The 24,540-nt window shown below is 57.7% G+C and carries 26 protein-coding genes; all 26 read left to right on the top strand.

Features of this window, described 5'->3' with window-relative positions; all coding sequences use genetic code 11:
• The first annotated feature begins 43 nt into the window (after window positions 1–43).
• The 26 genes from AC1Z3F_RS05645 (at window position 44) to pyrF (ending at window position 24,400) form a co-directional block, all read left to right on the top strand.
• Entirely contained in the window at window positions 44–910 is an 867-nt protein-coding gene (locus AC1Z3F_RS05645; RefSeq protein WP_483566739.1) for a hypothetical protein, read from the top strand.
• Between the two features lie 8 nt (window positions 911–918).
• Entirely contained in the window at window positions 919–1,239 is a 321-nt protein-coding gene (locus AC1Z3F_RS05640) for a hypothetical protein (RefSeq protein ID WP_483566738.1), read from the top strand.
• Window positions 1,240–1,361: 122 nt separating this feature from the next.
• Complete coding sequence (locus AC1Z3F_RS05635) at window positions 1,362–2,324, top strand: LAPAL motif-containing putative phage structural protein (protein WP_483566737.1); 963 nt, start codon at window positions 1,362–1,364, stop codon at window positions 2,322–2,324.
• A 340-nt stretch (window positions 2,325–2,664) separates the two neighbouring features.
• Entirely contained in the window at window positions 2,665–2,889 is a 225-nt protein-coding gene (locus AC1Z3F_RS05630; RefSeq protein WP_483566736.1) for a hypothetical protein, read from the top strand.
• A 19-nt stretch (window positions 2,890–2,908) separates the two neighbouring features.
• The gene (locus tag AC1Z3F_RS05625) at window positions 2,909–3,814 is read left to right on the top strand and encodes an SDH family Clp fold serine proteinase (RefSeq protein ID WP_483566735.1); all 906 of its coding nucleotides are present in this window, start codon (window positions 2,909–2,911) and stop codon (window positions 3,812–3,814) included.
• 101 nt (window positions 3,815–3,915) lie between these two features.
• Window positions 3,916–4,227 (top strand): hypothetical protein, encoded by a 312-nt coding sequence (locus tag AC1Z3F_RS05620; RefSeq protein ID WP_483566734.1) that lies wholly within the window; start codon window positions 3,916–3,918, stop codon window positions 4,225–4,227.
• A 10-nt stretch (window positions 4,228–4,237) separates the two neighbouring features.
• Window positions 4,238–4,384, top strand: coding sequence for a hypothetical protein (locus tag AC1Z3F_RS05615; RefSeq protein WP_483566733.1), 147 nt, complete (start codon window positions 4,238–4,240; stop codon window positions 4,382–4,384).
• Window positions 4,385–4,689: 305 nt separating this feature from the next.
• Window positions 4,690–5,061: a DUF948 domain-containing protein gene (locus tag AC1Z3F_RS05610; RefSeq protein ID WP_131088270.1), complete on the top strand. Its 372-nt coding sequence runs from the start codon at window positions 4,690–4,692 to the stop codon at window positions 5,059–5,061.
• 78 nt (window positions 5,062–5,139) lie between these two features.
• Window positions 5,140–5,349 (top strand): hypothetical protein, encoded by a 210-nt coding sequence (locus AC1Z3F_RS05605; protein WP_131088269.1) that lies wholly within the window; start codon window positions 5,140–5,142, stop codon window positions 5,347–5,349.
• Window positions 5,350–5,368: 19 nt separating this feature from the next.
• Window positions 5,369–8,059: an alanine--tRNA ligase gene (gene alaS, locus AC1Z3F_RS05600; RefSeq protein ID WP_483566732.1), complete on the top strand. Its 2,691-nt coding sequence runs from the start codon at window positions 5,369–5,371 to the stop codon at window positions 8,057–8,059.
• The gene (gene ruvX, locus AC1Z3F_RS05595) at window positions 8,052–8,525 is read left to right on the top strand and encodes a Holliday junction resolvase RuvX (RefSeq protein WP_262197748.1); all 474 of its coding nucleotides are present in this window, start codon (window positions 8,052–8,054) and stop codon (window positions 8,523–8,525) included. The genes alaS and ruvX overlap by 8 nt, the downstream gene beginning before the upstream one ends.
• Window positions 8,526–8,574: 49 nt before the next feature.
• Window positions 8,575–9,972, top strand: a complete 1,398-nt coding sequence (mltG, locus tag AC1Z3F_RS05590) for an endolytic transglycosylase MltG (RefSeq protein WP_483566731.1) — start codon at window positions 8,575–8,577, stop codon at window positions 9,970–9,972.
• Window positions 9,973–10,014: 42 nt separating this feature from the next.
• Complete coding sequence (locus AC1Z3F_RS05585; RefSeq protein ID WP_483566730.1) at window positions 10,015–10,854, top strand: shikimate dehydrogenase family protein; 840 nt, start codon at window positions 10,015–10,017, stop codon at window positions 10,852–10,854.
• A 29-nt stretch (window positions 10,855–10,883) separates the two neighbouring features.
• Complete coding sequence (gene aroC, locus AC1Z3F_RS05580) at window positions 10,884–12,083, top strand: chorismate synthase (RefSeq protein ID WP_131088264.1); 1,200 nt, start codon at window positions 10,884–10,886, stop codon at window positions 12,081–12,083.
• A gap of 13 nt (window positions 12,084–12,096) precedes the next feature.
• Window positions 12,097–12,585: a shikimate kinase gene (locus tag AC1Z3F_RS05575; RefSeq protein ID WP_131088263.1), complete on the top strand. Its 489-nt coding sequence runs from the start codon at window positions 12,097–12,099 to the stop codon at window positions 12,583–12,585.
• A gap of 78 nt (window positions 12,586–12,663) precedes the next feature.
• The gene (gene aroB / locus AC1Z3F_RS05570; protein WP_483566729.1) at window positions 12,664–13,755 is read left to right on the top strand and encodes a 3-dehydroquinate synthase; all 1,092 of its coding nucleotides are present in this window, start codon (window positions 12,664–12,666) and stop codon (window positions 13,753–13,755) included.
• 2 nt (window positions 13,756–13,757) lie between these two features.
• Entirely contained in the window at window positions 13,758–14,288 is a 531-nt protein-coding gene (locus tag AC1Z3F_RS05565) for a tetratricopeptide repeat protein (RefSeq protein WP_131088261.1), read from the top strand.
• 122 nt (window positions 14,289–14,410) lie between these two features.
• A complete protein-coding gene (gene efp, locus AC1Z3F_RS05560; RefSeq protein WP_131088260.1) occupies window positions 14,411–14,971 on the top strand; it encodes an elongation factor P in 561 nt (186 codons plus the stop codon).
• Window positions 14,971–15,381, top strand: coding sequence for a transcription antitermination factor NusB (gene nusB, locus AC1Z3F_RS05555; protein WP_483566728.1), 411 nt, complete (start codon window positions 14,971–14,973; stop codon window positions 15,379–15,381). Before efp ends, nusB begins: the two co-directional genes overlap by 1 nt.
• 392 nt (window positions 15,382–15,773) lie before the next feature.
• On the top strand, window positions 15,774–16,343 hold the full coding sequence (pyrR, locus tag AC1Z3F_RS05550; RefSeq protein WP_131088258.1) for a bifunctional pyr operon transcriptional regulator/uracil phosphoribosyltransferase PyrR: 570 nt from the start codon (window positions 15,774–15,776) through the stop codon (window positions 16,341–16,343).
• Window positions 16,340–17,302 (top strand): aspartate carbamoyltransferase catalytic subunit, encoded by a 963-nt coding sequence (locus AC1Z3F_RS05545; protein ID WP_131088257.1) that lies wholly within the window; start codon window positions 16,340–16,342, stop codon window positions 17,300–17,302. Before pyrR ends, AC1Z3F_RS05545 begins: the two co-directional genes overlap by 4 nt.
• Window positions 17,303–17,313: 11 nt before the next feature.
• A complete protein-coding gene (locus AC1Z3F_RS05540; protein ID WP_131088256.1) occupies window positions 17,314–18,618 on the top strand; it encodes a dihydroorotase in 1,305 nt (434 codons plus the stop codon).
• Window positions 18,611–19,117 (top strand): PH-like domain-containing protein, encoded by a 507-nt coding sequence (locus AC1Z3F_RS05535; RefSeq protein WP_242632439.1) that lies wholly within the window; start codon window positions 18,611–18,613, stop codon window positions 19,115–19,117. Before AC1Z3F_RS05540 ends, AC1Z3F_RS05535 begins: the two co-directional genes overlap by 8 nt.
• Window positions 19,118–20,287 carry a glutamine-hydrolyzing carbamoyl-phosphate synthase small subunit gene (carA, locus tag AC1Z3F_RS05530; RefSeq protein ID WP_131088255.1) on the top strand — a complete coding sequence of 390 codons (1,170 nt, stop codon included), beginning with the start codon at window positions 19,118–19,120 and terminating at the stop codon, window positions 20,285–20,287.
• Window positions 20,287–23,565 carry a carbamoyl-phosphate synthase large subunit gene (gene carB, locus AC1Z3F_RS05525; protein WP_131088254.1) on the top strand — a complete coding sequence of 1,093 codons (3,279 nt, stop codon included), beginning with the start codon at window positions 20,287–20,289 and terminating at the stop codon, window positions 23,563–23,565. Before carA ends, carB begins: the two co-directional genes overlap by 1 nt.
• On the top strand, window positions 23,558–24,400 hold the full coding sequence (gene pyrF / locus AC1Z3F_RS05520; RefSeq protein WP_131088253.1) for an orotidine-5'-phosphate decarboxylase: 843 nt from the start codon (window positions 23,558–23,560) through the stop codon (window positions 24,398–24,400). The genes carB and pyrF overlap by 8 nt, the downstream gene beginning before the upstream one ends.
• Window positions 24,401–24,540: the final 140 nt, after the last annotated feature.

Here is a 24,540-nt window from a genome sequence, read left to right as displayed (position 1 = left end):
CAAAACTGCTAGTCCTTATTCTTTTGCCCGAAAGGTGGCAAGCATGGCTTACTATCTAGCCCCGTCGCTCGTGGATCTCCGCAGCGAATGCAATACCCGTTGGCCCGACCGTGACAAAGGCTCTGACGGTTGGATCGGTGACACCTCGCACAGTGCACGTGTGTCTGACCATAACCCTGATTGGAGCGCTGGCGGTATCGTCCGGGCCATCGACGTGGACAAGGACGGCATCGACGTTACTGCGTTCCTGAACGCCACGATCTACGATGCCCGAACCTCCTACGTCATCTACAACTACCGCATCTGGGGCGGCACTCGCTGGCGCAAGTACGAAGGCGCAAATGCCCACACCAAGCATGTTCACGTCTCAATCAAGCACACTACTGCCGCGGCCAAGGCTGGTTCGTGGGGCCTTTCCAAGGGTGATGTGAAGCCAGTCGGAAAGCCTGAAGACGCGAAGGTGAAGAAGGTCAAAAACCAGTCGCCATCGAACACCCCAAACGGCTCCACCACTTTCCCGACTGACTACGCCGAGCTGAAGATCAACGGCAACTACAAGTCCTGGGAACAGGGCGCGATCCAGATTCTCATGCATCAGCTCGGCTTCAAGTCGAACAAGCAGTGGGACGGCAAGATCGGGAAGCTCGGCTACACCGACCTACAGAACTGGTTGCGCGACGTACGCGACCCGAACGGCAACCCTTACTACACGAAGACTCCGGTCGCGAAGTGGGGCGTGCCGAAGGGAACTCCACTCAAGGTCGATGGCGGAGACGGTAAGTGGTTCTGGTACGAATTCCAGCGCTACCTCAAGGACCGCAAGTTCTACAAGGGCATCCTCGACGGTGATCCGAAGAAGATGACCTACGAAGCCATCCAGCGCTGGCTCAACGACAACAACACCTACTAGGAGGCATCATGGCTAAGCATTCAGCCATCACCACGCAGTCCCAACACCCATGGCGAGCTACCGTCCGCACTATCCTCGCGGTCATCGTCGCTCTGTCTGCCATGGCACCATCGATCTACAGTGCTGCCACCCAGGGAAGTCCTGAAGCGGCTACCGGCGCCGCGGCGTTGGCTCTGGGTATCGCCGCAGCGGTTACCCGCATCATGGCACTGCCGATGGTCGAGGAGTTCCTGCAGCGCTTCCTGCCGTGGCTTGCCGCCGGCACCAAGGACGACGAGCCGTCTGCCGCAGGTTTCGAAGTGACCGGCCCAGTTACCTTGGACGAATAGACAGAACCGCCCCATCCTCAATCGAGGTTGGGGCGGATCTTTACTTAACCCGCGTATTGGTTTTAGAAGATTCTGAAAAGCGATATACCATAGTCTGGATTGTCATTCTCAGGGGGATTTTAGTGTCTGAAAAGAATTCAGAGAACTATGGTGAAATTCAAGACGGGCTAGTTCAACTTCGGTTTGCCGACGACGGCGGTAAAGTGAAGGATATTAGCGCGGCTGAAATGTCCGAGACCCTACAAGGGCTTGTCGAATTCACTAGCCAGTTGGCGAAAAGTGGTGTGTTCGGCGATGGTTTGCCACCTGAAGTTCGAATTCGTCCCCCTAAAGAGGGATCGTTCGTGATTGAGGCGCTCATTCAGTGGGCGGGAGAGAACCCGCAAGATGCAGTGCCGGTTCTATTGGCTTCCGGCGGTTCTGTAGTGCAGGCAATTAATGTCGGTGTGCGTCGCCTAAAAGGCGAGAAACCTAAAGATTTTGAGCACCTCGACAACGGGAATGTAAAGGTCATTTGGCAAAACGACGTTGCTCAGGAAATCCCAATGAAGGCTTGGGACAAACTGAACGCTATGAAACGGCCAACCCGCCAGGCGCTGCGCAAGATTATGGCTCCTTTGGGTGATGACGTGGAAATCCTTGAAGTTCGTGACGGAGTTCCGAGTTCCGTCACAGATCAACTGATGACTGAAGAACCGGCAGTAGTAATTGGTAAAGACGCATACCGCGCTGCTGTAGCCGAGCCAATTGACGCTGATCCGGATGTTGAAATATTTGATGCTGAGGCCCAGCTGGAAATAGTCGACTTCAGGCCGGGTGAGAAATGGTCTGTCAAAACTCTTCGCGGCCGCCGAAAGGCGAAGGTGAACGACAAAGAATTCCTGGCAAGCCTTGACCGGGGCATGTCTTTGCACAAGAATGACATATTCGACGTCAAGATCCGTGAGACGCGTACAATGAAGAAGGAACGAATCGTAAAGGAGTGGGAGCTTCTAGAGATCGTTCGTAAACACCGGGGAGGTGGGCATGACGACGATACATCATCGACAATTGCCGGAGAATCACCGAGCCCAAAGACAATTTGACTTCGTAAGCATAGCTGTTTTGGTCGTAGGCCTAGTAAGCATGGTTCTGGCGTTTTACGGAATATTCAATGGCAGTAGTCCATGGATCATCCTTGTTCCAGTATTCACGACTTGCTTTGCTATTGTGACTTTGAAAAAGCGCTGAGCCCAAAAGCCGCCCCATCCTCATAACGAGGGTGGGGCGGTTTCCTTCGTTTACGGGAACCGCATATACGGGATTGCTTTCATGTCATCCAATTGTCGGACACCATAAAGCTTCTTTACTTTGCCCTGACAAGGATCATTTCAGCAGTTCCATGAGAATGGGCTACGCTCTATCTTCTGAGGCAACGTAATCGCTATGATGTTGTCAACCAATGCCTTGAAGCTACGGAACTCAGAAAATTCAATAGGAGAAATGATGAATGGCATGACTATCCCAGATCTGCTAAATGGGGTCTCTGAGCAGTACGACAAATACCTAGAGCTTTCTCAATTGCGTTCGTTGTCGGATCTTGCCAGCTCAGCGGCTGTTTCATCCGAAGCGAAAATTGCTCCCGTCGGTTTCACTCTGATAGGTAAATAATTTGGCGTCTTGGGATGACTTGCTCAATCAGTTTGCTGCAGTAGCGGACGCTGAGAAGAGTAATTGGTTATTCGGCGAACTGACCGAATCCCTGAAGGGGATTTCTGCCTCGCGAGAAGACCGAAACGTATTGGTTTACGCCTCTGCTTTTTTGCAGCGCCCCCACTACCCTGGAAATTTTCTTGCGGTATCTTCTGAAGACATAAACGGATTCATGGGATGCATCTATCAGATGGACTGGGACAAGGGCCTGACACTGATTTTGCACACGCCGGGTGGCGATCCCAACGCAGCTGATTCAATCGTTGACTATTTACGGAGTAAGTTTAAGGACGTTGAAGTCATAGTTCCCGTAATGGCAATGTCTGCCGGAACTATGATGGCCCTCGCTGGCGATAACATCATAATGGGGCGACAGAGCCAACTGGGCCCCATAGATCCACAATTTACTATGGCCAACGGTTCAATGTCCGCACGTGCCGTTGTAGAACAATTTGAACGCGCTCGCACTGAAATTATGGAAGATAACGCAAGTGCTCATGTGTGGCATCCGATCCTCTCTTCCATTGGACCATCACTTCTGCAGGATGCGCAGAACGCGTTGGATTATTCAGAGATGCTTGTTGGAGGTTGGCTATCGAAATGGATGCTAAGTAACTCTCCAGATCCACAAACTGAAGCAAGACGAATAGCTGCATTTTTCAATGATGCTAGCGCTCACAAGAACCATGGACGCCGCATAAATCGCGAGAAAGTCAAAGAAATTGGGGTCAGGATTGAGGATCTTGAAAACGATAACAAACTCCAAGATCTAGTCTTAACCTGCTACCACCTGTTGACAATTTATTTTGAAGCTACCCTCGCTTCAAAGCTTATTGCTTCCAGTACGGGGCGTATGTGGATGAAGAATCATCCCACGCAGTGAACCTAACGAGAAGCCGCTCCATTCCTTCGAGGGTGGGGCGGCTTTCTGCGTTAAGAGACAATCTAGATATGCCCAAGTTCGCCGACCCAAGATTCGAAAGAATGCGAACGTACATGCCGGGGGAGTACCCGTACGTGCAAGTGTTCGATCCGGAGTTGGGGAAGATCCATGCCCGTGTGCGCGGATGGGTTGCCGGTGAATTGTTCATCGAGTACCCGCCGAACGGGGCCCGTTGGGTCTACAACGGGCGACTCGACGCGAAATGGATACCAACGACGGCAGCCACACGCATCAGACGAGCAGACAGCATCTGGCGTGGCACCGAAGATGATCCGTCCTGGCACCAACGCGAAGACGCGAAGATCAACTACCGGGCAGACCCATGGACGGCAAGCCTTCCGGAACCGGACTAGAATTCGGCTTGTGGAAGTAAAAGTGAACTACCTGCAAAACGGCGAACTCGGATCGTCTTCAGTCAACGGAGATGTCTACGAAACAGCACGTGAGCAGGCCCGCGAACTAGTACCCGAAGGCGCCGAAGTCATCAGCATCATGGCTGATCGGGATTAGTAGGGGAGTTGTGGCTGTTTTGTGGCGGTTGGCTGCTTGTAGACAGTACTTTTAGGCTTTTCTACGCTGTACTAACGACCGCTCACCAAACCCGTTGATTTCCATACTTTCCCCGGAATTCTGCGTAAACACAGACCACAGCATCTATACCTCTTAATACGCGTCAGACTACGCACGCTAAATCCGTGCGCTAGTTCCAAGCCCGCAACCGATTTCGGTTGCGGGCTTGTCGCTTAACTACCTGTTGGAGCTCAGACTTCGATAAGGTGGACTGGCACCAAAAACCAAAGCAGAAGAGGAAGCACATGTCGGGTTCGGATATTGCAGGGCTTATCGCCGCCGGCGCGTTTGTAGTACTGGTCGTACTGCTGGCAGTGCCGATCATTAAATTGGGCAAGGTGTTTGATGAGCTTCGCACCACGATCAAAGACGTGGCAGACGGAACCACCCCATTGCTAGGGGAGGTCGCCAACACGGTCGCCACCACCAATGACCAGCTCAAAAAGGTCGACACGATCACCAGTAACGTTTCTGATACCAGTGCCAATGTTTCCGCGCTGTCCTCGCTAGTTGCTGCCACCGTAGGCAAGCCGCTGATCAAGGTCGCCGCGTTCACCGAAGGCGTGAAGGTTGCAATGAACACCAAGCCAAGTGGCAAGGCACGTCGCAGCCGCTAAGTCAGAGCCTGTTCGATCGAACACGTATCGATGCTTGATCAGACCGTCGGCCAGCTGATGGCCGCCAAGGAGACTAGAATGAAAAAGCTCTTGTGGGTTTCTATTGGTGTGGGCGTAGGAATGCTCGCCACCAAGAAATACGCTGAAGTAAAGTCCGGGGCAGCGCTTAATCGCCAGGTCAGCAAATACACTGACCGCGTCGCGGAATATTTGGAAGCCTTCCATCAAGGAATGAGCTCCCGCGAAGAAGAATTACGTTCCGCCTTGGGCGTGGACGCCGCTAAGTGAAGGGATCATCCGTAACACGATGAAAACGCAGGAAATTGCCCGTCGGTGGGTCGACTTTTTCGTCTCGAAGGGCCACACCGCGGTGCCCAGCGCCTCGCTGGTATCAGCCGACCCTTCACTCTTGTTCACTGTGGCCGGTATGGTTCCTTTCATTCCGTACCTCACCGCCCGTGAAGAGGCTCCGTACAACCGTGCGACTTCGGTGCAGAAGTGCATCCGTACCGGCGACATCGAAGAAGTAGGTAAGACCGTACGTCACGGCACCTTCTTCCAGATGTGCGGTAACTTCTCCTTCGGTGACTACTTCAAGAATGAAGCCATTCACTACGCCTGGGAACTGCTGACCAACTCGCTCGAGGATGGTGGCTACGGTCTGGACAAGGAACGCCTTTGGGTCACCGTCTATGAAGACGGCGATGAGAAGGACGTTGAAGCACGACGCATCTGGGAAGAAGAGATCGGCATCCCGACCGAGCGCGTTGTAGGCACCGGTAAGGAAGATAACTACTGGAACACCGGCCAGCCCGGTCCCGGCGGTCCTTGCTCGGAGATCTACTACGATCGCGGTGCACAGTACGGTCAAGAAGGCGGCCCAGCTGTCGACGAGACCCGCTACATCGAAATCTGGAACCTCGTGTTCATGCAGTACCGCCTTTCGGCCGTACGCTCCAAGACCGATTTTGATGTTGCCGGCGAACTGCCAAAGCGCAATATCGACACCGGTCTAGGCCTTGAGCGCCTTGCGATGATCTTGCAGGGTGTGGAGAACATGTACGAGACCGATCAGGTCCGTCCGGTGCTCGACAAGGCTGCAGAACTCGCTGGCGTCACCTACACCTCCACCGAGGATCCAACTGACCCTAACCACGCCACCGACGTGCGCCTGCGCATGATCGCCGATCACATCCGCTCCTCGCTGATGCTGATCTCCGACCAGGTCACTCCGGGCAATGAAGGCCGCGGCTACGTGCTGCGCCGCCTGATTCGTCGTGCCGTGCGTGCCATGCGCCTGATGGGCGTGGATACCGAAGTACTCCCAGAGCTACTTCCAGTCTCGCGCGATGCCATGAAGGGTGTTTACCCAGAGGTAGCCAACGACTTCGAGCGTATTGCGCGCATCGCTTACGCTGAAGAGCGCGCATTCCGTCGCACCATCGCTTCGGGCACCACCCGTCTTGATGAAGCGCTGGGTCACGCTAAGGACGAGGGCAAGAACCTTTCAGGTGACGACGCTTTCACCCTGCACGACACCTTCGGTTTCCCGATCGACCTCACCCTAGAGATCGCAGCAGAAGCTGGTCTGTCCGTTGACGAGCCGCGCTTCCGCGAACTGATGAACGAACAGCGCACCCGCGCGCAGAAGGATGCTAAGGCCAAGAAGGCCGGCCACGCTGACCTTTCTGTCTACAGCCAGCTGGCTGAGGCCGGCAATGTGCACTTCACCGGTTATGACACCCTTCAGGGCGAGTCGTCGATCCGTGGCATTATCCGCGACGGCCAGGTTGTTCCTTACGCTGAGCAGGGTCAGGAAATTGACCTGGTGCTCAACGAGACCCCGTTCTACGCTGAGTCCGGCGGACAGGCTGGCGACAGCGGTCTGATCACCGGTGATGGCTTTGTTCTCGAGGTCACCGATGTGCAGGCTCCGGTTAAGGGTCTGAACGTACACAAGGTGATCGTGCGTGAGGGCGAGCTTCCAGCCGAGGCTTTGGTCCGCACCGAAGTTGACGCGGTACGCCGTCGCTCCGGCGAGCAGGCACACTCCGCCACTCACTTGGTGCACGCTGCACTGCGCGAGCTGCTTGGCCCAACGGCCACCCAGGCTGGTTCCTTCAACAAGGCAGGCTACCTGCGCTTCGACTTCTCGTGGGCAGAGGCGCTTTCGCCAGCAGCTCGCAGCGAAGTTGAAGAGGTTGTGAACCTCGCAATTGCTTCGAACTACCAGGTTGTCACCAACGAAATGGCTCTGGCAGAGGCGAAGAAGCTGGGCGCTATGAGCCTGTTCGGCGAAAAGTACTCCAACGACGTTCGCGTGGTTGAAATGAACGGTGCTTGGTCGCGCGAACTGTGTGGTGGTACCCACGTGGATAACACCGCCCGCATTGGTCAGCTGACCTTGCTCTCCGAAGCTTCGGTGGGCTCGGGCAACCGCCGTGTTGAGGCGCTGGTCGGTATGGAAGCATTCCGTCACGGCGCAGCTGAGCGTGCTTTGGTTTCTGAGCTTTCGGGCTTGTTCCGTGTGCCTTCTAACCAGGTCTCCGAGCGTGTTAACGACACCGTTGCCAAGCTCAAGGCGGCTGAAAAGCAGATCGCTGAACTCAAGAGCCAGGCAATGCTTGCACAGTCCGCATCGCTGTTGGAGAAGGTCGTCACCATCGGTTCGACCCGTCTGCTGGCACACAACGCCGGCCAGATCGATTCGGCTGATGCGCTACGCACCATGGCTTTGGATCTGCGCGGCAAGCTAGGCAGTGAAGCGGCGGTGATCGTCTTGATCGGCGAATCCAACGGCCGTCCACTGGTGCTAGCAGTGACCAACGATGACGCACGTGCCAATGGATTTAAGGCTGGGGCCTTGGTCCGTACCGCGACCGGTGTACTCGGCGGCGGTGGCGGCGGCAAGGACGATATGGCTCAGGGCGGCGGCCAGGATGCTTCGAAGATTGACGAAGCACTGGATGCTATCCGGGCGGCCCTAGCTAATGGCTAATGTTGCACTCGGCGTCGACGTGGGCCTAGCCCGCGTCGGCGTTGCCGCGTCTGACCCATCGGGCATTCTGGCGACCCCTGTGATGACCCTTCGACGCGATGTGAAGAAAAATTCGGACCGTCGAATGCTTTTGCGCATCATCACCGATCGAAATGCCACCGAGGTGTTCATCGGGGAGCCAAAATCGCTGGCCGGAAACACCACAGAATCCACCAAAATGGCTCGTGACTACGCTATTGCTTTGGCAGAAGAAGCTTCAGAGGCTAATATCGAGCTGTCGGTTTTTCTGATTGACGAACGCTTGAGCACGGTTAATGCGCACCGCGCGTTGCATGCTTCGGGACGTAAGATGGAGGATCATCGCAAGGTTGTCGACCAAGTCGCAGCCACAGAAATCCTGCAGCAGGTGCTGGAAATGCGCCGGAACAACGTCCGCGTGCAGGCCAGCCGGATCGTACTGAAGTAAACCTAGCGATCCTAGGTTTAGTACGAACCGCCCCGAGAAACGAGAGTCAATGCGAGAAGAAGCCCGTCATGAGCGCCAACGCGATACACATCGCGCGCTATACGAAAGCTTCTCGGCGGGCCAACGTCCGCCGATCGCAGAACCTTCGGCTCCGGAACTAACCGGCCTGAATCACTACAGCGGTGGCGCTGCACAGCAAACCGCCGCTGCCTCGGCAAGCACGAGCGCACCAGAAAGCCAGGACGGGGAGAATACCAACACCCGGTTCCTCCCCGCCTTGGCACCTGCGCAGAGCACCCAAACCACGGGAGAGCAAGCATCAGAAACGATGTTTGCCAGCTCTTTGACCGGCGAAATCCCTTCCGTGTCTAAGCGCGAACGACGCAAAAAAACCCGGCGCAAGCGCAACGTCGTCATGCTGGCCACCGTCATTATTTTTGCCCTGATCGTCGCAGGGTCGCTGTTCTTCGTTAAGGCTCTGGTTAAGCAATTTAATCCCGACGACTATCCGGGCCCAGGCGGATCCGCCGTGGAATTCACCGTCGAAGATGGCTGGGGCGTGGGAGTGATCTCGCGCAAGCTTGAAGAGATGGACGTGATTTCCAACGACAAGCTGCTCATTAAAGCAGTTGAGGATTCCGAATCCACAAACAAGTTCATTCACCCCGGCACCTACCTGCTTAAGTCGCAGATGCCGGCAGCGGACGCGGCCAAGGTTTTGGTTAATAACAAGCCGGGCAAGGTCTTCTACATTGGGCTGAAAGCTAACCTCCGCCTTGACGCAGCACTGAGCGAGATCGCTAAGAGCTCTGGGTTGAAACTAGCGGACCTGAAAAAGCTGGCCAATCAGCCAGAAAAGTTCGGGCTTCCCTCATCTGTGCCCAACCTTGAAGGTTGGCTGCACCCAGGGGAGTACCGCTTTGAGCTGGGCACCAACGCCAAAACCGTTCTCGCCAAGATGGTTAAGGGCACCAAAACAACGTTGAAAAACGCTGGAATCACCGATCTGAAACAGGGTTACCGGACCTTAACCGTTGCCTCCATCCTCCAAGCCGAGGCGCGCGAGAAGGACTACGCCACCGTAGCCGGAGCGATCGAAAATCGTTTGGACCCAGGCAATAAGGAAACCCACGGCTTATTGCAGGTGGACTCGGCGGTCATCTACGGTCTCAAGCGCTACAGCCTGCAGTTCAGTCCGTCGGAGAAAAAGGACAAGGCCAACAAGTACAACACCTATGTACATACCGGCCTAACTCCGACGCCGATCGGCTCTCCCGCAGATGCTGCGATCAAGGCGGCAGCTAATCCGGAAGATAACGGTTACTACTACTGGGTGACGGTCAATATCAGTACCGGCGAAACCAAATTTGCCTCCACCTATGCAGAACACCAGCAGAACCAGGCACAGTTCCGAACCTGGTGCTCAGAAAATCCCGGCGTCTGCTAGACACCACCCGCAGTAACTCCACAGCAGAAAGTGCAGGAAAAGATGAAGCAGGCTGCGGTTCTGGGCCACCCGGTGAGCCACTCGAAGTCACCAGTATTGCATCAGCGTGCCTACCAGCTACTCGGTGCCGATCTGAGCTACGAGGCGATCGATCTGGAGCCTGGCCAAAGCGCTGCGCACATAGCTCGACTGCGTACTGAAGATTGGGCCGGCTGCTCGGTGACCATGCCGCTCAAAGACGTGTTCCTGCCCTACATGGACGAAGTTTCCACCCGAGTCCAACGCCTCGGTGCACTGAACACCATTGTGGTGCGTGACGACGGAACACTGTTTGGGGAAAATACCGACGTTGACGGGCTTATCCGCGCGGTTCGGGATTTTTCTCAAGCGCCATTTGGTCAAGCGCTGATCCTCGGATCGGGCAATACCGCGTTGGCAGCCTTGCAGGCTTGCGCTGAGCTGGGCGTACAGCAAGTCTTTTTGGTGGTTCGCTCTCTTCGCAGCGCCTCCCGGGCCCTGGACCTAGCTAATGAGCTGTCGCTCAACCCGGTCTTCCACGAAATCTCAGGCATCACCGAAGAAGTTGGAGCGCAGCTCCAAGAACTGCCGCTGGTCTTTAGTACCCTGCCGCCACGCGCGGCCGATACTTGGGTCTCAACCCTTGGTCCGGGAACCGGCATCCTGCTAGACGTCGCCTACGATCCATGGCCCTCTCACTTGGCGCAAAACTGGGCTGGACCGGTCATTTCCGGATTGCACATGTTGGTGCATCAAGCAGTGGAACAAGTCCGCCTCTTTGCGCACGAGGCATGGGACGAGCAGCGTCGTGTTGACGTCACAAATGCGATGTTTGACTCTCTGGGCCTGACTCGACACCAGTAAATACGTCATGTCATGGCAAAATAGAGGACATGTTGCGTTGGTTGACCGCGGGCGAATCGCATGGCCCGGCACTTGTTGGAATTCTCGAAGGACTACCTGCCGGAGTATCGGTAGATAGCGAAGTAGTACGCGAAGCGTTGGCGCGTCGCCGTCTAGGCTATGGCCGCGGTGCGCGTATGAAGTTTGAAAAGGACCAGGTTACTTTCCTTGGCGGAGTCCGCCATGGTAAGAGCCAGGGTGGCCCGGTGGCCATCGAAATCGGGAACACCGAATGGCCTAAGTGGGAACGCGTGATGAACGCTGACCCCGTTGATCTGGACGAGCTGGCATCCATGGCGCGCAACGCGCCACTGACTCGCCCGCGTCCAGGCCACGCCGACTTCACCGGCATGCAGAAGTACGGTTTTGAGGACGCTCGTCCGATTCTAGAACGTGCTAGCGCCCGTGAAACCGCGGCCCGTGTGGCCCTGGGTGCGGTCGCCTCACGATTCTTGAACGATCTTGGCATCGAACTGGTCTCGCACACCACCGCTGTTGGTGCTGTGTCGTCCCCAGAAGGTGCCCCGTTGCCTACCGCCGCCGATGTTGCCGCACTGGACGCCGATCCATTGCGTTGCTTTGACGCCGCGACCAGCGAAGCTATGGTTGCCGAAGTTGACGACGCGCACAAGGCAGGGGAGACCCTGGGTGGTGTGGTTGAGGTTTTGGCCTACAACCTGCCTCCGGGTATCGGCTCCTACGTACATTGGGATCGCCGACTAGATTCCCGTTTGGCCGCAGCCCTGATGGGCATCCAGGCCATCAAGGGTGTTGAAGTGGGCGACGGCTTTGCTACCGCAGCCCGACGTGGCAGCGCTGCCCATGACGAAATTGTTTACGCCGAAGATGGCAGCATCAAGCGCAACTCCAACCGCGCAGGCGGCATCGAAGGTGGCATGAGCATCGGTGAAGTACTGCGTGTACGCGCTGGTATGAAACCGATTGCGACCGTTCCACGGGCGTTGCGCACCATCGATACGGCCACCGGAGAAGAGACCACCGCCCACCACCAGCGTTCGGATGTCTGTGCGGTTCCAGCCGCCGGTGTTGTTGCCGAAGCTATGGTCGCGCTGGTTCTTGCACAGAGCCTGCTGGAGAAATTTGGCGGCGACTCGGTGACCGAAACCAAGCGCAATATCGACTCCTACCTAGCTAACATCCCGGATAATCTGGGATCGACCGGCGTCTAGGAAGCATTCGGTAATGATTTACCTCATTGGTCCGATGGCCAGTGGCAAGTCCACCGTGGGCAGGTCGCTGGCCACGGCCTTATCCACTAGTTTTGCCGACTCCGATGCTGCGGTGGTGTCTCATCACGGGACCATTCCGCAAATTTTTGCCGAACACGGTGAGCAGCACTTCCGCGACTTAGAGGTTCAGGCCCTGGCCCGATTACTCACCGGAGTGGTCGCTACCGGCGGCGGCGCGGTGTTGCGTGAAGAAAACCAGCAGCTACTTTCCCGAGGCACCGTGGTTTATCTCGAGCTTGGCCAAGAGGCCGCTTCGGAACGGATTCGCCAAGACTCCAACCGGCCTTTGCTGGCAGGTGACGAAGCACTCACCGTCTGGGCACAGGTCTACGAAAAGCGTCGCCCCATTTACGAAATGCTAGCTGACGTGCATGTTGTGGTGGACGGCAAGTCCGTTCTACAAATTGTCGAAGAGATTTTGCCGCAACTTGAGCAACTGTGATTAGGACCACGAGATGCAAGTTCTGCTCATTTGCACGCGTACGCTAGAAAAATCATCACCATCAGGAGGAATAGACTGATGCCATTGGCACCGACCACTCTTAAGGTCTCGGGAAACACCCCCGCCGAATCGTATCCAGTACTTGTTGGCAACGGACTTTTGTCTCACTTGCCAGAGCTACTTGGATCTTCGGTTAAAAAGGTTTTGGTTATTCACCCCCGCGCCTTGCGCACCACCGGCGACGTAGTTCGTGACGAATTGGCCAATGCTGGCCTTGAGGCACTAACCGCTGAAATCCCGGATGCCGAAGAGGGCAAGCACATCCAGGTTGCATCATTCTGCTGGGAGGTGCTGGGCAAGAACGATTTCACCCGCACCGACGCAGTGATCTCCGTAGGCGGTGGCGCGGTGACCGACCTCGCTGGCTTTGTTGCAGCCACCTGGCTTCGCGGCGTGAAGGTCATCCACATTCCTACCTCGCTGTTGGCGATGGTTGACGCAGCCGTGGGCGGCAAGACCGGAATCAATACAGCAGAAGGCAAAAACCTGGTTGGCGCCTTCCACCCACCTGCCGCCGTATTGGCTGACCTTGATGCTTTGGCGACGTTGCCTAAGAACGAACTGGTTACGGGCATGGCCGAAATCGTCAAAACCGGCTTCATCGCAGATGAACGCATTCTGGAATTGATCGAAGAAGACCCAGCCGAGGCTATCGAGCCAGGCAGCGCACGCCTTCGTGAACTGATCGAGCGCACCATCGCGGTCAAGGTTGACGTGGTCAGCCGGGATCTGAAGGAAGCTGGCGATCGTGAGTTCTTGAACTACGGTCACACCTTGGCCCACGCTATCGAACTTGCCGAGCGCTACCAGATGCGTCACGGCGCAGCCGTATCCATCGGTCTGTGCTTCGCTGCTGAACTGGGACGTTCGGTGGGGCACACCTCCGATGAGGTTGCCGATCGCCACGTGAACATCTTGAAGTCACTGGGGTTGCCAACGACCTACCGCAACGACCGCTGGGCAGCACTGCTTGATGGAATGAAGCGCGATAAGAAGGCCCGTGGCGACCAGCTGCGCTTTGTTGTTCTTGAAGCCATTGGCAAGCCACGGATTTACGAAGTACCGGATAATTCGCTGCTCTTTGCGGCCTACCAGGAAATCGGGGAATGAAAATGGGTGACTACACCGCATACGCCATTGACGTCGCATCGGTAAACCGTCAGGGCGTCGGAACTTCGGTCGAAGGCGTTTTGGTCGATCCTGAAACCCTCAAGCCCTATGTCGCCGACGAGCAGGCCGCCGAGCACCAGATGCAGGTTGGTTCGCCGACCGATCAGGTCATGATCCTGCTGGCCCGAGGCCACCTGGCTGAAGCCGGCGAGCTGATCGCCGAATCCCGCTTGATTGACCCAACCAACGCACACCTTCGTGTATTGGACACCGAGCTAACCCGCATGCAGGGTGATTTTGATCGTGCGATCAACCGCCTGCGCAAACTGGCCGAAGAATTTGCTGGCACCGATTACGAGCCACTGATGCATCACCACTTGGGACTTTCGTTCTACGCCAAGGGCGACTACAAGGCTGCGGCGACTCGTTTCCGTAAGGCTATGGACCTTCGCCTCGAGCTCGGCGACGACGCCTACTTGGTGAATGCATCGAGCATTTGTTTGAACATTGCCGAAGAGCGCGTCGAGCAGTAAGCCAGGCAGTAACGAGCGCCACCGGGTCAAACCCTAACGCAGAAGCGGTCGGTAGGGTAAAGTTATAGATGGTTTTTTGATAATGCCAGTGCATGCTGGTGTAAATAGAGGATTGAGGAAACGTGGCGGATACAACTGACATCAAAAATGGTGTGGTGCTGAAGATTGAGGGCCAGCTTTGGACCATCATTGACTTCCAGCACGTCAAGCCAGGTAAGGGTGGCGCTTTCGTCCGTACCAAGATGCGTAACGTGATGACCGGCAAGGTAGTCGACAAGACTTACAACGCTGGCACCAAGATCGAGACCGCAACTGTTGACCGTCGCGACTACCAGTACCTCTACCAAGATGGCGATGACTACGTCTTCATGAACTTGGAAGACTACGACCAGATCACCGTTCCAGGCGAGACCGTAGGCGAGACCGCCGGTTTCATGCTGGAAAACCAGGAACTGACCATCGCCATGCACGACGGCAGCCCACTGTACCTGGAACTGCCAGCTTCGGTTGTTTTGGAAATCACCTACACCGAGCCAGGCCTGCAGGGCGACCGCTCCTCGGCTGGCACTAAGCCAGCTACCTTGGAAACCGGTAAGGAAATTCAGGTTCCACTGTTCGTAGAGCAGAACACCAAGGTCAAGGTTGATACCCGCACCGGCGATTACCTGGGTCGTGTCAACTAGTGAGAGCCCGCGCCAAAGCCCGTCGCCGCGCCCTGGAATTCCTGTTTGAAGCTGAAGCCCGTGACGTTGATCCAATGAGTGTCGCTATCTCTCGCCGGGAAAACTCGGACATCGTACTCAACGAGTACTCGCTGACGATCCTCGAAGGCGTCATGGCCCATCTGGACCGTATTGACGAAGTTCTAGAGAGCTACGTCAAGGACTGGACCATTGAGCGTATGCCTGCCGTTGACCGTTGCGCCCTGCGCATCGGTGTGTGGGAATTGCTCTACAACGACGATGTTCCCGACGCCGTAGCCGTGGCAGAAGCCGTGGTTAACGTTCGCGAGCTATCCACCGACGAGTCACCTGAATTCGTCAACGGCGTTTTGGGTCGAATCCAAAGCGTCAAGGACACCTTGGTTGACTAATACTTTGGTCAACTAACCGCGTTCCTCAGTTTTCTAGCCTGGGCCCGATCTCCATTGTGAGATCGGGCCCAGGCTTTTTTGCGCCCATTTCACGCTGCGATGGAGGAGCATCACACCGCTGCTTTATTACCCGCATGGAGCTTCTATTAATCTCTCGATCACGGTGTGCCAAGGCCAATACTGGCAGCCTCACTTAGCTGCTGCGGGGGCTAAGGTGCCTAATTCTCAGGGTGCGTGGGCGCAGAGCTATACATCGAGTGATGCATTTCACTGGCCATTCAGTGTCATGCATAGCTTTCCGCTAGGGAATCGGCCCCGGATCGTGATAATTTGAATTAGCAATATTCCTTTAAATGCCGTCCCGTGAGGCGGAGAAGGGAGAGGTGCACAGCATGAATGAAAATTCAGTGCCAGATGTGTCGCGCACGGTTCTGACCGGCGACGATATTGATCGTGTACTCACTCGTGTGGCTTTCGAAATTATCGAAGCCAACAAGGGCACAGATGACCTTGTGCTCCTGGGCATTCCCAGCCGTGGTTTCCCGCTGGCGCAGCGCTTAGCGCAACGCATCGCAGCTTCCGCGCCTGAACATTTGGACCCAGCAACTCTTGTAGGTCAGCTCGACATCACCATGTACCGTGACGATCTGCGCCACTCCACCACACGCACCCCGGCCCCAACCCGCCTTCCGACCGGTGGGATCGACGGAAAAGTTGTGGTCCTGGTCGACGACGTACTCTATTCAGGGCGCACCATTCGTGCAGCGCTGGATGCCCTCTCCGACTGGGGACGGCCGCGCATCGTGCGCCTTGCAGTCCTCGTTGATCGAGGCCACCGTGAACTACCCATCCGCGCTGACCATGTAGGCAAGAATCTGCCCACGGCCAAGAGCGAAAAGGTGCGTGTGCACCTTGCAGAAATTGATGGCAAGAACGAAGTGATTATCGAGGGCGCCGCATGAAACACCTGCTATCCACCGCGGATCTAACCCGCGAAGAAGCCATCTCAATCTTGGATATCGCCGAAGAAATGCGCGAATCCGGCACCCGAGCCATCAAAAAACTTCCCGCGCTACGCGGACGCACCGTGGTCAACCTCTTCTTTGAGGACTCCACCCGAACCCGCATCTCCTTTGAAGCTGCCGCCAAGCGATTGAGCGCTGACGTCATCAACTTCTCTGCGAAGGGTTCGAGCGTTTCCAAGGGCGAATCACTGAAGGATACCGCCCAAACCCTGCTGGCTATCGGTGCCGACGCAGTAGTCATCCGCCACCCAGATTCCGGTGCCCCGGCCAGACTTGCTGCCACCGACTGGATCGGCCTGCCGATCGTCAACGCTGGCGACGGAACCCACGAACACCCCACCCAGGCGCTGCTGGACGCATTCACCCTGCGCCGCCAGGTGGCACTACGCGAAGGTGTTAACCCGCTGGGCAAAGGCCTTGATGGTCTGAAGGTCGCGATCGTCGGGGATATTCTGCATTCCCGCGTGGCTCGATCCAACCTGTGGCTGCTGAACACCCTCGGCGCTGAGGTCACCATGGTGGCCCCGCCAACCCTGCTTCCAGTGGGCGCCCACGCTTGGCCGTGCACCATCAGCTACGGCCTCGACGCAGTGATCGCGTCCGGGATCGATGCACTGATGATGCTGCGCGTCCAAGGTGAGCGCATGAACGCTGCCTACTTCCCGAACCCACGCGAATATTCACGCTACTGGGGACTGGACGATGCCCGCCTGGCCACCCTTGACGCTTCGGGCGCCGAAACGTTGATCATGCACCCGGGCCCGATGAACCGTGGCCTGGAAATCTCCTCGGCTGCCGCCGATTCACCGCGCTCCACGGTGCTCGACCAAGTCACCAATGGTGTGGCCGTGCGCATGGCCAGCCTCTATATGCTCCTCTCCGGCGACCTGATCTGAAAGAAGACCCCATGAACTATTTGATCCAACAGGCCGCCGTACTCGGTGACACCGTGCAAGATGTGCTCATCGTTGACGGGAAGATCGCGCAGATCGGCAGCATCGAAGCCACCGAGAACGTACAGGTCATCAACGCGAAGAACCTGGTGCTCCTGCCAGGTCTGGTTGACACCCACACCCACCTGCGCGAACCAGGCCGCGAAGACGCTGAAACCGTGGAAACCGGTTCTCAAGCTGCTGCCCTTGGTGGTTACACCGCCGTGCACGCAATGGCCAACTCCACCCCGGTGGCGGACAACGCCGGCGTGGTTGAGCAAGTGTACGAACTGGGCCGTCAGGCCGGCTGGGTGGATGTCCGTCCGGTAGGTGCGGTCACCGTAGGCCTTGCCGGCAAGCAGCTGAGCGAAATCGGCGCCATGGCCGATTCGCGCGCTGCCGTGAAGATGTTCTCCGACGACGGGATCTGCGTCTGGGACCCACTGTTGATGCGCCGTGCACTGGAATATGTGAAGGCCTTCGACGGAGTGATCGCCCAGCACGCCCAGGAACCACGTCTGACCGAGGGTGCCCAGATGAACGAGGGCGAAGTTTCCTCCATCTTGGGCATGCCAGGCTGGCCAGCGGTCGCCGAAGAGTCGATCATCGCACGCGACGTACTACTTGCCGAGCATGTGGGTGCGCGCCTGCACATCTGCCACGTCTCCACCGCCGGCTCGGTAGAAATTATCCGCTGGGCCAAGGCTCGCGGAATTAACGTCACCGCCGAAGCCACCCCGCACCACCTGTTGCTGACCGACGAAAAGGTTCGCACCTACGATCCGGTGTACAAGGTCAACCCGCCATTGCGCCGCGAAGCCGACGTGCAGGCACTCCGTGCGGGCCTCGCCGATGGCACCATCGACGTGATCGGCACCGACCACGCCCCGCACCCTTCCGAATCCAAGGATTGTGAATGGGGAGCTGCGGCCATGGGCATGACCGGTCTGGAGACCGCGCTGTCCATCGTCCAGCACACGCTGGTGGATACCGGGTTGCTCTCCTGGGCCGATGTGGCCCGGATTACCTCCACCGTGCCTGCGCAGATCGGCCGTGTTGCCGATCAGGGCCGACCAATCGCGGTAGGGGAGCCAGCCAACCTGACTCTGGTTGATCCGGCTGCTACCTGGACGGTTGACCCGAGCGTTATGGCCACCAAGGGCCGGAACTCACCGTTTGCCGGAATGCAGCTACCGGGTTCGGTACGCGCCACCTTCCTGCACGGTCACGCCACGGTGCTCGACTCCAAGCTCGCTACCCCAAGGCCGGTCCATGCCTGAGGGAGCACTAGGCCCGATCATCATTACGGTGCTGATCATCGCAGCCGGCATCACCATGATTTTGCTGGGCTGGCGGAACCTCAAAGCCCGCCAATCGGACATCCCGGAGCCCTACGCTGAGTTTGCCGATACGCTCGAACACAGCTTCACCGGAATGTATGTGGCCACCACCAAGTTTGATGACTGGCTGGACCGCATTGCCGTGCATGATCTTGGCGTGCGAACCAATGCCACCTTGGAATTGGGAAGCCACGGCATTCACCTGATCCGATCCGGCAGCCGCGATCTGCACATCGGGTGGGAGCACTTCGAAAACGTTAAGCGGTCCAGCGGGATGATCGGCAAATTTGTCGAGAAGAACGGGCTGATCGTGATCACCTGGAATCGCGAAGGATTCACCTTCGACACCGGATTCCGTCCCCGCTATGCCGAGGACACCCCAAAGATTTATCAGTTGCTGGCGTCGCACACCGACGTAAGCCGAGCAGGAGACAAATAAGTGAATTCTCTGAGCAACCTACCAGCCGTGTTGGTACTCGAAGATGGCCGCATCTTCCGCGGGCGCAGCTATGGCGCCGTGGGCACAACCCTGGGTGAAGCAGTGTTCACCACCGGCATGACCGGCTACCAGGAAACCCTGACTGACCCTTCCTACGCACACCAGATCATCGTGCAGACCTTCCCACACGTGGGTAACACCGGCGTGAACTCGCAGGATCCGGAGTCCACCCGCATGTGGGCTGCCGGTTATGTAGTGCGCGATGCTGCTCGTCGACCAAGCAACTGGCGAAGCGAGCGCACCTTGGACGATGACCTAAAAGAATATGGCATCGTGGGCATCCGCGGTGTGGATACCCGTGCACTGACTCGCCACTTGCGTGAAGTTGGCGCGCTGAAGTCCGGCGTGTTCTCCGGCGATGCTGCGGCCAAGTCCGACGCCGAGCTTATCGAGATCGTCAAGGCACAGCCACCGATGGCCGGCCGAAACATCTCCGCTGAGGTCTCCGTCGCGCAGGCCTACATCGTTGAGCCAGCCGATCACGGCTACACCGGTGCCATCAAGCACACCGTGGCCGCGATCGACCTGGGCATGAAGTCGATGACCCCGCACCGCCTGGCCGAGCGTGGTTTGCGTGTGCACGTCTTGCCGCACGATGCCACCCTGGAAGATATCAAGGCCACCGGCGCCAACGGCGTGTTCTTCTCCAACGGACCTGGTGACCCAGCCACCGCCACCAAGCAGGTGGAGCTAGTTCGTTCGGTGCTCGACGCCGGACTGCCATACTTCGGAATCTGCTTCGGCAACCAGATGCTGGGCCGCGCGCTCGGCTTTGATACCTACAAGTTGCGCTTCGGCCACCGAGGCATCAACCAGCCGGTCATGGACAAGTCCACCGGTCGGGTAGAAATCACCAGCCAGAACCACGGCTTCGCCGTTGACGCGCCGATCGAGGGCTCACAGCTGGCCCCGGTTGAGCGTTTTGGCAAGGTCGAAGTTTCGCACTACTCCCTGAACGACCACGTGGTGGAAGGCCTGAACTGCTTGGACATTCCAGCCTTCTCAGTGCAGTACCACCCAGAAGCCGCATCTGGCCCCCACGATGCCGCCTACCTCTTTGACCGCTTCATCACCGCGTTGGATTCCGCCGCAGAAAAGGACAGCAAGTAATGCCTAAGCGCACCGATCTGAAATCAGTTCTCGTCATCGGTTCGGGCCCGATCGTTATCGGACAGGCCGCTGAATTCGACTACTCCGGCACCCAGGCACTTCGTGTGCTCAAGGAAGAGGGGCTGCGAGTTGTTCTGGTGAACTCCAACCCGGCCACCATCATGACCGACCCGGAATTCGCCGACGCCACCTACGTTGAGCCGATCACCCCAGAGGTCGTCGAAAAGATCATCGCCAAGGAACGCCCGGATGCGATCCTGCCAACCCTGGGCGGCCAGACCGCACTGAACACCGCCATCGCACTGGATAAGTCCGGCGCCCTGGAAAAGTACAACGTGGAGCTGATCGGCGCGAACATCGAAGCCATCGAGCTCGGTGAAGACCGCGAGAAGTTTAAGGGCGTGGTGGAGCGTTGCGGCGCCGAATCGGCCAAGTCGGTCATCGTACACACCCTGGACGAGGCTTTTGCTGCCGTCGAGGAACTGAACTACCCAGTTGTTGTCCGCCCATCGTTCACCATGGGTGGCTTGGGTTCGGGCATGGCCTACAACCCAGAAGACCTGCGCCGCATCTGCGGTGCCGGCCTGCAGTATTCGCCAACCACCGAGGTGCTCCTGGAGGAGTCCATCCTGGGTTGGAAGGAATACGAACTGGAGATGATGCGCGACAAGAACGACAACGTTGTAGTCGTCTGCTCCATCGAAAACTTCGATCCGGTCGGTGTACACACCGGCGACTCGATCACCGTCGCCCCAGCGATGACCCTGACCGACCGCGAATACCAGAACCTGCGCGACATTTCGATCGCCGTCATCCGCGAAGTTGGCGTGGACACCGGTGGCTGTAACATCCAGTTTGCTATTGAACCGGACACCGGCCGCGTAGTGGTTATCGAGATGAACCCCCGCGTTTCACGCTCCAGCGCACTAGCTTCCAAGGCCACCGGCTTTGCGATCGCCAAGATCGCCACCAAGCTGGCCGTGGGTTACACCTTGGATGAGATCCCGAACGACATCACCCAGAAGACCCCGGCCTCCTTCGAACCGGCTCTGGACTACGTTGTGGTCAAGGTCCCACGCTTTGCCTTCGAGAAGTTCCCGGCAGCGGATAAGACCCTGACGACCACCATGAAGTCGGTCGGCGAAGCGATGGCCCTGGGCCGTAACTTCACCGAGGCACTGCAAAAGGCCCTGCGCTCACTAGAGCAGAAGGGCTCGGAGCTGAGCTTCGAGACCATTGACGAATCCGAGCACGAAGCCGTACTGGCCTCCATCGTCAAGGGCTCCACCGAGCGCCTGTCGCTGGTCCAGCGCCTGCTCTACTCGGGTCTTTCGATCGAGCGCCTGTACGAAGTGACGTCGATCGACCCTTGGTACCTGGATCAGCTGGCGCTGATCAACGAGACCGCACAGCTGGTTGCCGCCAATAAGCACCTGCCTGAAGACATTTTGCGCGAAGCCAAGCACCACGGCTTCTCCGATGCTCAGCTGGCACAGCTGACCGGCAAGTCCGAGGCCGTGGTTCGCGGTATTCGCCACGCACTAGGTGTCCGCCCGGTGTTCAAGACCGTTGATACCTGCGCGGCCGAGTTTGAAGCCTTCACCCCGTACATGTACTCCACCTACGATCAAGAGACCGAGGTGGTGGCGCACGAGAAGAAGTCGGTCATCATCCTCGGCTCGGGTCCAAACCGCATCGGCCAGGGCATCGAGTTTGACTACTCCTGCGTGCACGCGGTGATGGCCTTGCGCGCCGAAGGCTACGAGACCGTGATGGTCAACTGCAACCCGGAAACCGTGTCCACCGACTACGACATTTCCGATCGCCTCTACTTCGAGCCATTGACCCTAGAGGACGTGCTGGAAGTAATTCACGCCGAAGAGCAGACCGGCGGTGTATTGGGCGTGTTTGTACAGCTGGGCGGCCAGACCCCACTGAAGCTTGCTGCTGAGCTGAAGGCTGCCGGAATTCCGATTCTTGGCACCTCGCCTGAGGCTATTGACTTGGCCGAACACCGTGGCGCTTTCCAGCGTGTACTGGATAACGCCGGGCTGATCGCACCAAAGAACGGCACCGCAGTATCCTTCTCCGATGCCAAGGCCATCGCCGACTCCATCGGTTACCCGGTCTTGGTTCGCCCTTCCTACGTGTTGGGCGGGCGCGGCATGGAGATTGTGTACGACGAGGCCAACCTCTCGCGCTACATCACCAACGCCACCGAAATCACCGTCGACCACCCGGTATTGGTTGACCGCTTCCTCGAAGACGCCATCGAGATCGACGTTGACGCACTTTACGACGGAACCGATCTGTACGTCGGCGGCATTATGGAGCACATCGAGGAAGCCGGTATTCACTCCGGCGACTCGGCCTGCACCTTGCCTCCGATCACCCTCGGCCCAGATGTGCGCGACCGCGTGAAGGCCGCCACCTTGGCTATCGCCCAGGGCGTTGGTGTGCGCGGACTGATCAACATCCAGTTTGCGCTCGCATCGGACATCTTGTACGTGATCGAAGCGAACCCACGTGCCTCGCGCACCGTGCCGTTCACCTCGAAGGCTACCGGCGTGCAGCTGGCCAAGATTGCAGCGTTGATCGGCGTGGGTAAGACCCTGGCCGAACTGCGTGGCAACTACTTGCCAGCGGTGGGCGACGGCGCACACCTGCCAGATTCGGCGCCGATCGCGGTCAAGGAAGCGGTTATGCCATTCGCTCGCTTCCGCACCCCAGAGGGCAAGGTAGTTGACTCCTTGCTCGGCCCAGAGATGCGCTCCACCGGTGAAGTGATGGGCATCGATAAGTACTTCGACACGGCCTTCGCCAAGAGCCAGGCCGCCGCGAACAACCCACTGCCAACCTCCGGCAAGGTCTTCGTTTCGGTGACCAACCGCGACAAGCGTTCGATCGTCCTTCCGGTCAAGCACCTGTCGGACAACGGATTTGAGATCATCTCCACCGGTGGCACCGCCGAGGTTCTGCGTCGCAACGGCATCCCAACCAAGGTTGTGGGCAAGTTGCATGAAGGTGGCGACTCGATCGTCGATCTGATCAACGCTGGCGAAATCGGACTCATCCTGAACACCCCTTCGGGTTCCGACGCCCGTGGCGACGGTTACGAGATCCGCGCTGCAGCTACCTCAGTGGGCACCCCGGTGATCACCACGGTGGCCGAATTTGGCGCCTCGGTTCAGGCGATTGACGCCCTGCGCGAATACGCGTGGGATGTCACCAGCTTGCAGGAGCACGAGGCTCACCTGAATGCGGCGCGCAATGCCTAGCCCGATCCTATTTGGTGACCGCCTGCGTTCTGCCATGCAGGCTTACGGCCCGCTGTGTGTGGGAATCGACCCGCATCCGGCGTTGCTGGAAGCCTGGGGGCTGGAAAATACGGCCGAAGGTGTGCGATCTTTCTCACTGACCGTGGTGGAAGCCATGGCCGGTGCCGCCGCGATCCTCAAGCCGCAGGTTGCCCTTTACGAGCGTTTCGGTTCGGCCGGTTTTGCTGCCCTCGAGGAAACTTTGGCTGCGGCCAAGGCTGCCGGGCTGCTCACCTTGGCCGATGCGAAACGTGGGGATATTGGTTCGACCATGGCCGCCTATGCGACCGCTTGGCTCGATGATGAATCTCCGCTGGCTTCCGATGCGGTAACTCTGAGCCCATACTTGGGTTACGAGTCCCTGCGTCCGGCGCTCGATCTGGCTGCCGCCACCGGCAGGGGAGTGTTTGTCCTCGGGCTGACCTCCAACCCAGAAGGCCCCTCGGTGCAGCACGTTGGTGGTGAAAACTCGGTTGCTAAATCAATTATCGACCAAGTCACCCGGGAAAATGCTGCTGCAGTAGATTTGGGTCACGTCGGTTTGGTAGTTGGCGCCACCATCGGGGACGCACCACAAAAACTGGGCATCGACCTGAGCGCCAGCAAAGCTCCGCTGCTCACTCCGGGCCTCGGGGCTCAGGGTGCGACCGCGAAAGATATCGCCAAGTCATTCGCCTCGAGCTACTCGCAGGTGCTGGGCACCAGCAGTCGAGACATTCTCAAAGTCGGGCCGAATGTAGCGGCCCTTCGCGAGAAAGCACGCAGCGTACGCGATGAATTGATCGCCGCGGGGTAGTTGAAAAATAGGTTCGTGACACAAACGCGTCGTGGCTACTAGAGTTTCTGGTAGCCACGACGCGTTTAGTCTTGCAAAAGCAGCGTTTGAAAGCTATGTTTCTCAACATAGCCTTAGTCAACTACACATTAAGGATGGCT

It is taken from the genome of Glutamicibacter sp. MOO4 (assembly GCF_056934395.1).
This window is presented reverse-complemented; position numbering and strand designations above follow the sequence as displayed.

Bases quoted from the DNA above. Each gene is read 5' to 3' on its own strand.
- AC1Z3F_RS05630 (WP_483566736.1), top strand. From the start codon at position 2,665: ATGATGTTGTCAACCAATGCCTTGAAGCTACGGAACTCAGAAAATTCA.
- mltG (WP_483566731.1), top strand. From the start codon at position 8,575: ATGCGAGAAGAAGCCCGTCATGAGCGCCAACGCGATACACATCGCGCG.
- aroB (WP_483566729.1), top strand. From the start codon at position 12,664: ATGCCATTGGCACCGACCACTCTTAAGGTCTCGGGAAACACCCCCGCC.
- AC1Z3F_RS05535 (WP_242632439.1), top strand. From the start codon at position 18,611: ATGCCTGAGGGAGCACTAGGCCCGATCATCATTACGGTGCTGATCATC.
- pyrR (WP_131088258.1), top strand. From the start codon at position 15,774: ATGAATGAAAATTCAGTGCCAGATGTGTCGCGCACGGTTCTGACCGGC.
- AC1Z3F_RS05645 (WP_483566739.1), top strand. From the start codon at position 44: ATGGCTTACTATCTAGCCCCGTCGCTCGTGGATCTCCGCAGCGAATGC.
- AC1Z3F_RS05540 (WP_131088256.1), top strand. From the start codon at position 17,314: ATGAACTATTTGATCCAACAGGCCGCCGTACTCGGTGACACCGTGCAA.
- AC1Z3F_RS05620 (WP_483566734.1), top strand. From the start codon at position 3,916: ATGCGAACGTACATGCCGGGGGAGTACCCGTACGTGCAAGTGTTCGAT.
- ruvX (WP_262197748.1), top strand. From the start codon at position 8,052: ATGGCTAATGTTGCACTCGGCGTCGACGTGGGCCTAGCCCGCGTCGGC.
- AC1Z3F_RS05545 (WP_131088257.1), top strand. From the start codon at position 16,340: ATGAAACACCTGCTATCCACCGCGGATCTAACCCGCGAAGAAGCCATC.
- AC1Z3F_RS05610 (WP_131088270.1), top strand. From the start codon at position 4,690: ATGTCGGGTTCGGATATTGCAGGGCTTATCGCCGCCGGCGCGTTTGTA.
- carB (WP_131088254.1), top strand. From the start codon at position 20,287: ATGCCTAAGCGCACCGATCTGAAATCAGTTCTCGTCATCGGTTCGGGC.
- AC1Z3F_RS05575 (WP_131088263.1), top strand. From the start codon at position 12,097: ATGATTTACCTCATTGGTCCGATGGCCAGTGGCAAGTCCACCGTGGGC.
- AC1Z3F_RS05640 (WP_483566738.1), top strand. From the start codon at position 919: ATGGCTAAGCATTCAGCCATCACCACGCAGTCCCAACACCCATGGCGA.
- aroC (WP_131088264.1), top strand. From the start codon at position 10,884: ATGTTGCGTTGGTTGACCGCGGGCGAATCGCATGGCCCGGCACTTGTT.
- AC1Z3F_RS05565 (WP_131088261.1), top strand. From the start codon at position 13,758: ATGGGTGACTACACCGCATACGCCATTGACGTCGCATCGGTAAACCGT.
- pyrF (WP_131088253.1), top strand. From the start codon at position 23,558: ATGCCTAGCCCGATCCTATTTGGTGACCGCCTGCGTTCTGCCATGCAG.
- alaS (WP_483566732.1), top strand. From the start codon at position 5,369: ATGAAAACGCAGGAAATTGCCCGTCGGTGGGTCGACTTTTTCGTCTCG.
- AC1Z3F_RS05605 (WP_131088269.1), top strand. From the start codon at position 5,140: ATGAAAAAGCTCTTGTGGGTTTCTATTGGTGTGGGCGTAGGAATGCTC.
- AC1Z3F_RS05585 (WP_483566730.1), top strand. From the start codon at position 10,015: ATGAAGCAGGCTGCGGTTCTGGGCCACCCGGTGAGCCACTCGAAGTCA.